The organism is Kribbella sp. NPDC051952 (assembly GCF_040680855.1).
Lineage (GTDB): Bacteria > Actinomycetota > Actinomycetes > Propionibacteriales > Kribbellaceae > Kribbella.
In genome coordinates this window covers 280,826-293,759 of sequence record NZ_JBFAXQ010000005.1, presented here as the reverse complement: position 1 = coordinate 293,759, position 12,934 = coordinate 280,826, and the positions used below count along the sequence as shown (strand labels likewise).

General features: G+C 67.7%; 11 protein-coding genes. 3 read left to right on the top strand and 8 right to left on the bottom strand.

The features are described from left to right. The 6 genes from AB0L70_RS12830 to AB0L70_RS12805 all read right to left on the bottom strand — a co-directional run bounded on the left by AB0L70_RS12830 (position 1) and on the right by AB0L70_RS12805 (position 6,770). On the bottom strand, positions 1-618 hold the full coding sequence (locus AB0L70_RS12830; protein WP_363683208.1) for an urea amidolyase associated protein UAAP2: 618 nt from the start codon (positions 616-618) through the stop codon (positions 1-3). After that, on the bottom strand, positions 615-1,415 hold the full coding sequence (locus tag AB0L70_RS12825; RefSeq protein ID WP_363683206.1) for a DUF1989 domain-containing protein: 801 nt from the start codon (positions 1,413-1,415) through the stop codon (positions 615-617). Before AB0L70_RS12825 ends, AB0L70_RS12830 begins: the two co-directional genes overlap by 4 nt. Continuing rightward, the gene (locus tag AB0L70_RS12820; RefSeq protein ID WP_363683204.1) at positions 1,412-3,112 is read right to left on the bottom strand and encodes an amino acid permease; all 1,701 of its coding nucleotides are present in this window, start codon (positions 3,110-3,112) and stop codon (positions 1,412-1,414) included. Before AB0L70_RS12820 ends, AB0L70_RS12825 begins: the two co-directional genes overlap by 4 nt. Positions 3,113-3,422: 310 nt before the next feature. Beyond that, positions 3,423-4,610 carry a PLP-dependent aminotransferase family protein gene (locus AB0L70_RS12815; RefSeq protein WP_363683202.1) on the bottom strand — a complete coding sequence of 396 codons (1,188 nt, stop codon included), beginning with the start codon at positions 4,608-4,610 and terminating at the stop codon, positions 3,423-3,425. Between the two features lie 4 nt (positions 4,611-4,614). Beyond that, the gene (locus tag AB0L70_RS12810) at positions 4,615-5,799 is read right to left on the bottom strand and encodes a M24 family metallopeptidase (protein ID WP_363683200.1); all 1,185 of its coding nucleotides are present in this window, start codon (positions 5,797-5,799) and stop codon (positions 4,615-4,617) included. A gap of 200 nt (positions 5,800-5,999) precedes the next feature. Continuing rightward, on the bottom strand, positions 6,000-6,770 hold the full coding sequence (locus tag AB0L70_RS12805; RefSeq protein WP_363683198.1) for an Asp/Glu racemase: 771 nt from the start codon (positions 6,768-6,770) through the stop codon (positions 6,000-6,002). A gap of 676 nt (positions 6,771-7,446) precedes the next feature. Here AB0L70_RS12805 and AB0L70_RS12800 point away from each other — a divergent pair. From AB0L70_RS12800 to AB0L70_RS12790, 3 genes are all read left to right on the top strand, one after another. After that, positions 7,447-8,373, top strand: a complete 927-nt coding sequence (locus tag AB0L70_RS12800; RefSeq protein ID WP_363683399.1) for a D-2-hydroxyacid dehydrogenase — start codon at positions 7,447-7,449, stop codon at positions 8,371-8,373. 89 nt (positions 8,374-8,462) lie between these two features. Next, positions 8,463-9,881, top strand: a complete 1,419-nt coding sequence (locus AB0L70_RS12795; RefSeq protein ID WP_363683196.1) for an amidase — start codon at positions 8,463-8,465, stop codon at positions 9,879-9,881. Continuing rightward, positions 9,878-10,378 carry a DUF3830 family protein gene (locus AB0L70_RS12790; protein ID WP_363683194.1) on the top strand — a complete coding sequence of 167 codons (501 nt, stop codon included), beginning with the start codon at positions 9,878-9,880 and terminating at the stop codon, positions 10,376-10,378. Before AB0L70_RS12795 ends, AB0L70_RS12790 begins: the two co-directional genes overlap by 4 nt. Positions 10,379-10,516: 138 nt before the next feature. Here AB0L70_RS12790 and AB0L70_RS12785 read toward each other — a convergent pair whose 3' ends face one another. Beyond that, a complete protein-coding gene (locus tag AB0L70_RS12785; protein ID WP_363683192.1) occupies positions 10,517-11,455 on the bottom strand; it encodes an NAD(P)-dependent oxidoreductase in 939 nt (312 codons plus the stop codon). Between the two features lie 72 nt (positions 11,456-11,527). Continuing rightward, on the bottom strand, positions 11,528-12,919 hold the full coding sequence (locus AB0L70_RS12780) for a serine hydrolase (protein ID WP_363683190.1): 1,392 nt from the start codon (positions 12,917-12,919) through the stop codon (positions 11,528-11,530). Positions 12,920-12,934: the final 15 nt, after the last annotated feature.

Below are 12,934 nucleotides of genomic sequence, written 5' to 3'. Positions count from 1 at the left end.
TCACCACCAGCCCAGGAGCTGCACCGGTGTCGGATTCCAGCCGTTACAAGGATTGTTGACCTGCGGACAATTGCTGATCAGGACGAAGATGTCCCGGCTCGCGGTGAGTTCGACGTACCGGCCGGGGGCGGACAGGCCGTCCTCGAACCTGAGGTCGCCGGTCGAGGTGACCGGGACGTTCATGAAGAAGTTGACGTTGTGGGTGAGCTGGCGTTGACCGATGCCGACAGGCGCGCCGTAGGTGAGGAAGGTCTGGCGACAGGCGTGCTGGTGTCGCGTGTGTACGCCGTACCGGATGACGTTGCTCTCCTGCGAACAGGCGCCGCCGACGGTGTCGTGGCGGCCGCAGGTGTCGTCGGTGATCACGGCGAGTTCGTCGAGGCCGGTCGATAGCAGTCGCGATCCGGTGGTCAGGTAGATGGCTTGCTGGGCGCGGATCGTGTCGAAGGCGGAGTACCTGTTGTCGATGTCGTGGGCGTCGTAGAACAAGGTGTCCACGGCCTGGTTGCCATGCAGGTCGACGATCCGCAAGCGACCGCCTGCGGGCACGGTCAGCAGTGCGCCGTCGCCGGGGTCGACGACGGTGTCCAGGGCAACGGTCGTCTCGATGACGCTCATGCGATCAACTCCCTGGTCAGCTCGAGAGCCCGGATCGCCTCGGCGCGCAACTCCAGATCCGCGGGGCGTCCGCGATCCGCGGGACCTCCGGGATCCGCGAGACCTCCGAGATTCGCGAGACCTCCGAGATTCGCGAGACCTCCGAGATTCGCGAGACCTCCGGGATCCGTGGGATCGGCGGGGTCGGCGGCTTCGAGTTGTACCGCGATGGCTGGGGCTGTGACCTGCGCGGCGATGGCCGGGGCTTCGAGCCGCGAGGCGTTGCCCTGGGCTTCGAGCTGCGTGGGGCTAGCGGCGGGATCGGCTGTGGATAACGGATGTGGGGCGGTGGAGATGAAGACGAGCAGGTCCTGTTCGGCGCGCAACGTGACGCTGTCTCCGGTGTGGGCGTGGTTAGGGACGAAGGTGAGCGAGGCCCGCGCGTCGTCCTTGATCGCGACCTTCGAGAAGAAGTTGATGCAGCCGTGCAGGTCGGCCGGGCCGAAGCCGTGCTTGATCAGTTCAAGTCGTAGTAGTTGGTCGGGGAGGTGCCCAGTCAGGCAGTCGTGCCAGTCGAGCGAGGAGGCGAGGACCGTCGCCAGCGCGAGACCTCGATCAGACATCAGGACCAGGCCGGCGTGGATGCGAGCCGACATCTGCGACTTCAGCGTGTCCGGGATGTTCAGGCGGTCGAGCCGGTCGGCCCCGATGATCAGCACGGTGGCGTTTGCCCCGTCCTCGAGCGCGGTCAGCGTGATGGCGCGGCCCGCGCGGACCGGGACCGACCAGGCCGCGGAACCAGGAATCTCATGCCTCATGCAGTCACCCCCTCGACAGCCGCGCCCTCGGCAGGTGCCCCACCGACAGGCGCCCCACCGACAGGCGCCCCATCGACAGGCGCCCCGCCAACGGTCGCCCCACCAACAGCCGCCCCGCCAACGGTCGCCCCGCCAACGGTCGCCCCCGCCTCGGTCGCGGTTGCGACGGCGGGTGCGATCGATGCGTGGTACGCGCGCCGTTGACCGCTGTACGCGATCACTCCGCCGACCGCGACGATCGCGAGCGTGAGTAGTGGGAGGTAATGCAGGTACCAGGCCTCGCCCGCGGGGTCGTAGACGTCCGCGCGCGGCCAGCCGAGGTTGATTGCCATCGCGAGTCCGTAGCCGACCGCAAGAATGTTGACAATCAGACCGAAGCGCCCGAGCGAGAACAACGGCCGCCCGTTCTCGTCCAGTCCCGCGGACAGTCCGGTGCCGGTCAATCGCCGTACCAGCAAAGGCATCGTGACCATCAGATACGCGACGTAGAGCAGCATGATGCAGACGCTCGCGAGGCCGAGGAACAGGCCGGCGTTGCCCACGTTCACGACCAGGCAGACGGCGGCCAGTACTCCGGGCACGATCGTCGCCGCGACCGGAGTGCCGGTTCGGCGCGACACCTGCCGCAACCGCGCCGACGCGGGCAGAACATTGTCGCGCGCCATCGAGAAGATCATCCGGGCGGCCGCGGTCTGGATCGCCAGCGTGCAAACGCAAACCGCGAGTGCGACGTCCAGGAGCAGCAGCTTGCCTGCCGTCGTACCGAGTCGGCTGGTCAGGACGTAAGGGAGACCCTCGGTGGCGAGGTCGCCGTCGGTCAGCGACGGCGCGGCCATCAACGCGGCGATGATGAGGAACGCGCCGCCGATCCCGGAGGTGACGACCGCACGGATGATCGTCCGCGGCGTGGTCGCGCGCGGCTTGTGCGTCTCCTCCGCCAGTTCACCCGCACTGTCGAAGCCGACCAGCACGTACGCCGCCATCAACGCGGAGATGAGCAGCGGTACGACGTACCCGGTCGAGCTGTCGAGGTTCGTCGTGTGCAAGACCACCGACGGCCCGCGCTCGGCACGGCTTGTCATCAATATGACGATCAGAACGACGCCAATCAGCTCGCAGGTCACACCCACCGAGTTGACGACCGCGGTGATCCGGACGCTCGTCGCGTTGAGCACCGTGGTCACGACGAGGAGCAAGCAGCCCAGTACGACGGCGTTGGCCGCGCCGTCCTTCGACGACAGTGCGGAGTCCGTCCCGACCAATTGGAAGCCGGACCAGACCGTCGGCAAGACGACCTGCAGCGCGATCGCTGCGGTGGCGAGCGTGATGATCTGCGCGATCACCATCGTCCAGCCGGCGAACCAGCCGACGACGGCGCCGCCGAGTCGTCGCGCCCACTGGTAGATCGCCCCGGACAGCGGGTAGCGGGCGGCGAGTTCGGCGAAGCACAACGCGACCATCAGTTGGCCGGCCAGGACGACGGGCCAGGTCCAGAAGAACGCCGTACCGCCGAAGCCGAATCCGAGCCCGAACAGCTGGAAGACGGTGGTCAGGATGGATACGAACGAGAATCCCGCCGCGAACGAGGCGTAGCTGCCGACCCGGCGCGAGAGCTGCTGGGCGTAGCCGAACCGGCCCAGATCCTCGGTGCCGAGATGGTCGGTGGGTGAGGTCAGTGTTTCAGGGGTGGCTGACATTCCGGCCTCCGTCGGATCGGCCCGGAATGCGCGCGGCAGCCCGGGGCCATTCAAGGCCTCCCGGGCTTTTGTCCCGCCGTGGAGCGGCGCTGTCGTGACGGCCCGCGCCGTCGTGAAGCTCCGCCTCCCCTCTCGGACCAGACCTGCCGACTCGGCAGCGGAACCCTAGGGGCGCCCCGCCATGTCAGCGGGTCCGTTCCAGTTCAGGACGTGCCAGTTTCAGCCGACGTCCCCACGTGTAACGGCGCAGTAAACGAATCCTCTCACCTGTGGTGTGGGTGGTGAGAGAACGGAGAGAACAGTTTGTTGTCTAGGGCAACAGTTTGTCGGCGGCGCGGCGGAGACGGGTGATGCCTTCGTGGATCCGCTCGGGTGGGGTGGAGGCGAAGCAGAGGCGGAGGGCGTTGGTGAAGCGGCCGGTGGGGGAGAAGGCGGGGCCGGGGATGAACGCGACGCCCTCGGCGAGCGCGATCTCGAACAGGGCGTTGGTGTCGACCTCGGCCTCGAGCGTGACCCAGAGGAAGAAGCCGCCCTCGGGATCGGTCCACCGGGCGATGTCGCCGAAGTTCTCTTGCAGCGCCGCGTGCATCGCCTCCTTGCGCCGCTTGTACTCGGCCCGCTGCGTGACCAGGTGATCCTCGAGATGCCCGCCGCTCAGGAACCCGGCCAGCAGCCGTTGGGCCGGCAGGTTCGTGCAGGTGTCCATCGCCTGCTTCGCGTTGATCAGCAGCGGCTGCAGTTCCGGAGCGGTGTCGACCCAGCCGACCCGGAGTCCTGGCGCGACGATCTTCGAGAACGTGCGTACGGCGAACACGAGCGGATCGCCCGCACCTAGCTCACGCAACGTCGGCAACGGATCCCCGGCGAACCGCAGCAACCCGTACGGATCGTCGTCGATCACCATCGATCCCCAGGACCGCGCCAGCTCGAGCAGCCGCTGCCGTCGCGCCAGCGAGAGCGTGGCGCCGGACGGGTTCTGGAACGTCGGGATCGTGTAGATCGCCTTCGGCCGCCGTCCATCGAGGAGCTTCGGCAGATCGTCGACAATCATCCCGTCGACATCTACCGGGACCTCGAGCAACTCGGCGCCGTACGAGAGGGCGGTGGCGCTGCCATTCGTGTACGTCGGTGATTCGACGACCACCAGGTCACCGGGGTCGACGAAGAGCTTGCAGACGAGGTCGAGTCCCTGCATCCCGCCGGCGGTGATGGTGAGCCGGTCGGCGGTGGTCTCGTCGGTGGTACCGCGCAGCATGTCGAGCAGGGCCGCGTGCAGTGGCGGATCGCCTTCGGTGGCCGCGTAGTCGTACGCGTCGGGCCGGCTCAGTTGTTCGGCAGCGATCCCGGAGAGGATGGCCGACGGTACGGCTTCCGCTGCGGGTGATCCCATCGCGAACCGGACGATGTCGTGCGTCTGCTTGTGCAGCAACGACGTACTCGAGTCGATCACCGATCCCACGAGTCCGGCGACGCGTCCGGCGTACGGGAGAGATTGCACGGGTCTACCTCCTGATCGTCAGTTCGTGCGGCAGGTCGGTCAGGTGCTCTACGCCGGTCGCCGTGACGACGACGGGCTCGGACAGTTCGTATCCCCAGCCGTCCATCCACATCCCGAGGATCACGTGGAAGGCCATCCCGGCCGCCAGCACGGTGGTCTCGCCGGGGCGCAGGCTGACCGTGCGCTCACCCCAGTCGGGTGGGTAGCCGATGCCGATGGAGTACCCGATCCGGGAGTCCTTCACCAGCCCGTGCGCGACGATCACGTCGTTGAACGCCGCGTGGACGACGCTTCCGGGTACACCTGGTCGGATTGTCGACAACGTTGCTTGCATACCTTCGGCAACGATCTTCGCCGTCTCGCGCAGCCGTCGCGGTGGATCGCCCAGCATCACGGTGCGGGCGAGGGGAGCGTGGTACCGGCCGAAGACGCCGGCGAGTTCGATCGTGGTTGCTTCGCCGCTCCGGAACGGGCGGTCGGTCCAGGTGAGGTGCGGCGTACCAGCGGCTTCGCCGGTCGGGAGCATCGGCACGATCGACGGATAGTCGCCACCGTGTTCCGGCGTACCGGTGGCCTGGGCGGCGAGGATCTCGGCGACCAGGTCGCACTGCCGTCGGCCGGGCCGGAGCTGGTCGAGGGCGATCCGCATCGCCTGAGCGGCGATCGAGCCGGCGATCCGGAGTTGGCGTAGCTCGTGCGGTGACTTGATCAGGCGGATCCAGTTCACGAGTTCGGCCGAGTCGACCAGGCGGCGGCCGGGGAGGCCGTTGCCGAGGGCAAGGTAACTGCGGGCGGAGAAGTAGTGCGAGTCGGCCTCGACGGCGACGTCCGCGTCGGTCGGGATGAGTTCGCCGGCGACTCCGGCGATCCAGTCGTATGGGTGCACGTCGGGGCGGTGGACGAGGTCTTCGGGGTAGCCGTGGATCTGGTCCGCGGGCAGATTGCAGGTGTACGACGCTCCGGCCGCGTCCATCGCTCGTGCGAACAGATGCGGTTCGCCGTCGGCCGGGACGACCAGGCATTGCGGGGTGTAGAAGGACCAGGCGTCGTACCCGGTCAGATATAAGAGGTTCGCCGGGTCACTGACCACGAGCGCCCCGAAGCCCCGCTCGGCCAGAGCGGCGCGGACCTGCCGGAGCCGGCCGGCGTACTCACCCGGCTCAACCGCCTGCTCAAGCAGGTCCGACACCCCATCACCCCATCCAACGCTGGCTCTACACACCTTTTGTCGGCATGCAGATTGTCAACAATCCTAACGGCCTCTCATCAACAAGAAGAACCCCCAACCGCAACCCGCACCCGCATCCCACGCTCAGGCACTACACGGGCGGGCCAATGCTCGGGTGCTGTGCTCAGGCCTCGTGCTGAGTTTGAACTTGGGTGATGTGCTCAGGTCTTGTGCGGTTGCTGGGTGGCGAGGAGGGACTGGCCTGGGCCGGTGGCGAGGTGGCCGGTTAGGGCCAGGGCGGACCAGATGGTTACTTGGTTGGCGGTCAGGACGGGTTTGCCGATGGTGGCTTCGAGGCCGGCGATGACGTCGTACGTCGGGAGGTTCGTGCAGCTGATGAACACGGCCTCGGCATCGTCGGTGTCGACGCTGCGGACGAGTTCGACGGTGGTTTCGTACGGGACTGCCCAGATCTGTGCGATCAGGCCCAGCCCGGCGGTCGCGACCACCTCGATGTCGGCCTCGGCTAGGAACGTGGTGAGGCCCGCGGTCAGGTCGTTCGTGTACGGCGTCACCGTCGCGATCCTGTTGAGGCCGAGGTGGCGTAAAGCCATCAGCAACGCTCCACTCGTCGTCACCGCGGCGGGCGCTCCGGCTCCGACCATTGCGTCGACCAGCGCGGCCTCACCGGCAAGCCCACCGACGAAGCTGCCGAAGGTGCAGGCGTAGGCGACTGCGAGCGGTGAGACCGGGAGTACGTCGGTGGTCGAACGGGCGATCAGGGTCGGGTCGGAGATGTGCAGAGCCATCTCGACGGTTGCCGCGAGCGGGGCGTACGGCGTCCGGGTCAGATGCAGGGTCACGTCGTCGGGTACCCAGCGCCAGAGTTCCCGGTCGAGCGCGAAGTCATACGGTGCGACGACGCCGATGCCGGTCTGCAGCAGCGGCGGTACCGACGCCGGCAACGGGCGAGTGGGCGGACGCAACATCATGCGACTCAGTCTCCGACCCCGAGGGTCAAGCGCCGTCCGACCCCGAGGGTCATACGACATCTGACTACGGGGTCGCGCCGTCCGGCTACGAGGGTCATGCGACGTCCGGCTGCAGGGGTCATGCGAGGTTGGACTGCGTGGGTCGTGCGGGGTCCGGCCGTGCGGGTCGTGTGACGTCGGACCGTGTGGGTCATGCGGCGCCCAACTGCGGAGGTCATGGGAGGTCGGACTGCAGGTGTCGTGCGGGGTCCGGCTGCGCGGGTCGTGTGACGTCGGACTGTGCGGGGCATGCAATGTCCGATCGCGAGGCTCATGCGACATCGGACTGGGAGGGTTGTGCGAGGTCCGGCTGCGGGGGTCGTGCGAGGTCGGACTGCGGGGGTCGGGCGAGGTCCGGCTGTGAGGGGCGCACGACTTCCGACGGCGAGGGTGGTGCGGCGTGTGACTGCGGGGTCATGCGGGACAGTGTGCGGCTGCGACAGGATTGTTGACAATCCTACGGGCGGGTTCCTAGCCTCGACGCATGCCCACCCCCGCCGAGCCCCCCATCATCGCGGTGCTCTGCGCCCGGGCCCCCACCCCGCCCGAACCCGCGGAACCACCCGCCCCCACACGTGTGCGTACGCCCACCCCACCTGGGCTCGCGGATGAACCAACCGCTCCCGCGGGTGGGTTGGTGGTGCCGCCTGGGTTGGAGGGGTTGGGGGTTGAGTTTCGGTTTTGTGATTCGGCGGGGTTGGGGGAGGCGGTGCGGGGGGCTCGGGGGTTGATGTTGTGGGACTTCTTTTCTACGGCGGTGCGGGACGTTTGGGCGGACGCTGGGTCGGTGGAGTGGATTCATGTGACCGCGGCCGGGGTCGACACCTTGCTGTTCGACGAGCTTCGGGACTCCGACGTCGTGGTGACGAATGCGCATGGGGTGTTCGATCGTCCGATTGCGGAGTACGTGCTCGGTGCGGTGATCGCGCACGCTAAGGACAGCCGGCGGAGTCTGGAGTTCCAGGCACAGCGCGAGTGGCGGCACCGGGAGACGCAGACCATTCTCGGTGCGCACGTGCTGATCGTCGGCACGGGCGCGATCGGACGGGCCACCGCCCAGCTGCTGCGGGCGGCCGGGATGGAGGTCCGAGGGGCCGGGCGCGTGGCGCGGTCAGGCGATCCCGACTTCGGCGAAGTTGTTGCTAGTAGCAAGCTTTCGGCCGAGGCCGGGTGGGCAGATCATCTCGTACTCGCGGCACCGTTGACGGACGCGACGCGTGGGCTGGTCAACGACGACGTGCTGGCCGCGATGCGACCCGGTGCGCATCTGATCAACGTCGCCCGTGGTCCGATTGTCGACGAAGCTGCGCTGCTGAAAGCCTTGCGGGACAAGAGAATCGCCGCCACCCTCGACGTCTTCGACCGCGAACCGCTGCCGTCCACCCACCCGCTCTGGAGCGCACCCAACACGACGATCACCGCGCACATGTCCGGCGATGTGATCGGGTGGCGGGACACCCTCGCCGCCCAGTTCGCCGAGAACGTCCGGCGCTGGCTGGCCGGTGAACCACTGCTCAACGTGGTGGACAAGAAGCTCGGCTACATCCCGACGGGAGCCCGATGACGCAGCCAACACCCAACTCGCCGGAAGCGCGAGCCGCCGCAGGGTCGCCGCACTTGCCGGAGGCACGAGCCGCCGCAGGGTCGCCGCACTTGCCGGAGGCACGAGCCGCCGCGGGGCCGCCGCATCTGTCGGCGAGCGAGTTGATTGCGGGATATCGGCGCAGGACCATCTCGCCGGTCGAGGCGACACAGGCCGCGCTGGACGTGATCGAACAGTACGACGACCAGGTCAACGCGTTCGTCCTGGTGGATGCCGAGGGCGCACTTGCCGCGGCGAAGGAGTCCGAGGCCCGGTGGCATTCAGGGGAGCCACTGGGTCCGGGCGACGGCGTACCGACCTCGATCAAGGACGCGTTGTGGACGAGGGGATGGCCGACGCTACGCGGCAGCACGATGATCGACGAGGCCGGGCCGTGGGATGAGGACGCCCCGTCGGTCGCCCGGCTGCGCGAGACCGGCGCGGTCATCCTCGGCAAGACGACCACCCCGGAGTACTCGTGGAAGGGCGTCACCGACTCCTCCAAGTACGGCGTGACCCGCAACCCCTGGGATCTCGCCACGACCCCCGGTGGTTCGAGCGGTGGATCGGCGGCCGCGGTCGCGCTCGGGATGGGTGCGTGGTCGGTCGGCACCGACGGCGGTGGGTCGGTCCGGATCCCGGCCGCGTTCACGGGCACGGTCGCGCTCAAACCGACGTACGGCGTGATCCCGTTGTATCCGCCGAGTGCGTTCGGGACCTTGTCGCACGCCGGGCCGATGACGCGGACGGTACGGGATGCGGCGGTGCTGCTCGACGTGATCACCGGGTACGACGCCCGCGACTGGTCCGCGATGCCCACGCCGGCCACCTCGTTCACGAGCGGGCTCGATGACGGGATTGTCGGCGTTCGGATTGCCTTCTCGTCCGATCTTGGTTTTGTTGACAATGATCCCGAGGTGGATGCGCTGGTCCGCGCGGCGGTTCAGCAACTCGCGGCCGCCGGCGCCGAGGTGATCGAGGTCGATCCCGGGTTCGCGGATCCGGTCGACGCGTTCCACATCCTCTGGTGGTCCGGCGCGGCGAAGGTGCTCGAGGCTTACCAGGTGGACGATCGGGTCGATCCCGGACTGCGCCGGGTCGCCGACCTCGGGACGGCGTACTCCGCGTCCGACTTCCTCGACGCGACCAGCACCCGGATGGAGCTCGGTCAGCTGATGGGCAGGTTCCATCAGCAGTACGACGTACTCGTGACGCCAACGCTCCCGATCCCTGCCTTCCCGGTTGGCCAGGACGTGCCGGACGGTAGCGCATCACCGGATTGGACCAGCTGGACGCCGTACACGTACCCGTTCAACCTCACCCAGCAGCCGGCGCTCAGCGTTCCGTGCGGATTCACCCGGACGGGCCTGCCGGTCGGGCTGCAGATCGTCGCGGCTCGGCATGCGGATTCGCTTACGTTGCGCGTCGGCCAGGCGTATCAAGCGGCTACCGATTGGCATCGCCGTACCCCAACCTTGGAGGCACGATGAGCAGGTTCGTCACCGTCAGCCTGGACAAGCGGGGCGTGAGCTGCGTCGCGAAGCTGCTCGACGATGTCGCGCCGCGGACGTGTACGGCGGTGTGGGACTCGTTGCCGTTGTCGGCGCCGGTGTTCCACGGGAAGTACGCGCGAAACGAGATCTACACGCTGCTCCCGGGCTTCGCGACGTTCGACCCGGGCAAGGAGAACACGACGGTCACGCCGATCCCGGGGGACCTGTGCTGGTTCTCGTTCGATTCCGATGATCTGGGGAATCCGGCGTACGGGTATGAGAACACGACTGGCACGGGGACGACTGGTGCGATTGTCGATCTGGCTGTGTTCTACGGGCGGAACAATCTGCTGATCAATGGGGACCAGGGGTGGGTTCCCGGCAACGTGTTCGGCACCGTCACCGAGAACCTCGAGGAGTTCGCCGCGGCCTGCCAGGACCTGTGGATGGGCGGAGCCCGCGGCGAAACCCTCACCTTCAGCCAAAAGCTCTAAAGTCTCCGGAGGACTCTGATCCTCACCAGCCGGTGTGTGTTGAGTGGGTGGGTTGGAAGGGAGAGCCAGAAGCTTTAAAGCCTCCAAGGACCCCGTCCACTCACCAGTCGGTGTGGTGAGTGGGCGGGTTGGAAGGGTTTAGAGGCCGTTGCGGAAGCCTTCTCGCCAGGAGGCGTAGGCGGGTTGCCAGTTGAAGGTTGCCTTTGCCAAGGTGTTGTCCGCGCCGCGGATCTCGGTGAAGGCAGCCACGCCGACGTCGCCGACCGCGAGGCGCGCGATCCATGCCGGCAGGTGCCGAGGCGCCTTCGCACCGAGAATGCGGGCGAACTCCGGCAGCCACACCGCCGCCTGCGCCGGGTCGTCGTCGGCGATCTGGAAGATGCCCGTCGCGTCGCTCTCGATCGCCTTCACCGTCGCGTCGGCCGCGTCGTCGTAGTGGATGAACGACCACACGCCGGTCCCGTCACCGATCAGCGGCAGCTTGCGCTTCTGGATCATTTCGACCATCGAGCCGCCCTTGCCGATGTCACCGGTCGGCCCGTAGAAGCTCCCGTACCGCAGCGCCACACCCTCGATCCCCGAGGCATTGGTGACGACCGACTCCAGGTGCTTGATACCGGCCATCGTCTTGCGCTGCGCCGGGACCGGATCCGGGTCCATCGGATCAGCCTCGGTCTTCGTCGTGGATCCACCGTGTTGCAAGTTCCAGCCGGCGTACGACTGGACGACGAACCGTCGTACGCCGGCAGCCTGGGAAGCGGCGAGCAGGTTGTCGGTGCCTTCGGTGCGGAGCCGGTTCGTCAGCGCGAAGCTGTCGTCGAAGTGCTTGAAGTCGATGCCGCCCTTGAGCGCGGACATCTGATGTACGACGACCTCCGGGCGGGCCGAGTCCACCGCGGCCATCACCGCGTCGGCGTCGAGGCCATCCGCGAGTACGACGTCTGCCCCGAACGCCCGCACACCGGCCGCGCCGCGCTCGGACCGGATCATCCCGGTCACCTCGTGCCCGGCCGCGACCAGCTGCGGCACCAACGACCGACCCAATCCACCGGTCGCACCTGCTACCAAGACCTTCATGTCATTCCTCCGTCGTCTGTTGTTACGACCCGGAGGACACGCGCCGCCCTCAGCCTGTGACAGTGACCTCGATCACGCCTCAGACGTGATGCTGAACGTCGTCGGCCCGAATGACACGTTGACGTCGCCGTCCACGGTCATGGTGCCGTCCGCGACCCGGCAGGTGAGCTTCGCGACGAACGGCGTCTCCACCCACCGGATGGTCGCCACGAACGCATCGCCGTCGCCGTACGCGCTGGTCAGGACGCGGTTACCGGCCTCGGCGCTCGCGTCGTCGAGCGGCTTTGTCTGCTCATTCCAGTTGCCAGGAGCACACACGAGCTCGTACACGCGATCGTGATCGTCGGAGAAGCTGAGCACGCCGGTGCCGTCCGGATCCAGCCGAACCGCCACGAGCCCGGTCACCGTCGGCTCGGTGAACCGGTAGGTCTGCCCGTCCCCAGCGGTCGGCGCGGGACCGCTCGGCGCTGCGAGCTCCAGCCGCTCCGGCCGGGCGACCGCCGCGACCTCCTTGCCCTCGAGCGCGGGGAGGAGGTGGTCCCAGACGGTGTTGAGGATCGCCTGCATGTCGGTGGTGGCACTCGTGACGATGAGGGCGGCGTCGTACTCGGGGAAGACCAGGCAGAACTGGCCGAACGCACCGTCGCCACGGTAGGTGTTGTGGCGGCCGCGCCAGAACTGGAAGCCGTACCCCTGCTTCCAGTCCGGGTTCTCCTGGTTGTCGTTCGAGACCTGCTTGGAGGTGGCCGCTTCGTACCACTCGGCGGGGACGAGCTGCTTGCCCTCCCACTGGCCGCGCTGCAACAGCAGCTGACCGAAGCAGGCGAGCGACTCGGTGTTGATGCTCAGACCCCAGCCGCCGACGGTGATGCCCTCCTTCGACACCTGCCAGGTCGCCTCGGTCGCGCCGAGCGGCTCGAACAGCCGCGGCCGCAGGTAGTCCAGCACCCGCTCACCGGTCAGGCGCTGCAGGATCGCGGACACCATGTACGTCGCGCCGCTGTTGTAGACGAACACCGTGCCCGGCTCGTGCTCGACGTCGAGGCCGAGGAAGACCTTGATCATCCGGCGATCGCGGCTGAGCGCGTCGACGGTGTCCTGATCGTGGCCGGTGGTCATGGTCAGCAGGTGCCGGACCTTCATCGCGGCCAGGTTGTCGCTGATCGTCTCCGGCAGCTCGTCCGGCTCGAAGAACGAGATGACCTGGTCGTCCAGCGACAGCAGCCCGGCCTCGATCGCCAGGCCGGCCGCGGTCGACGTGAAGCTCTTCGACACGGAGAAGAGGAGATGTGGGTCGGTCAACCGGTACGGTGACCACTCCTCCTCGAGTACGACGTGACCGTGCCGAAGCAGCATCACGGTCTGGATCTCCGGCTCGGACGCGTCGAGCGCCGCGACAAACGCGTCGAGCGCCGCGGCGGACAACCCCTGGGCTTCTGGTGTACTCCGTGGAAGTCTGCTCACCTCACGCACGTTATC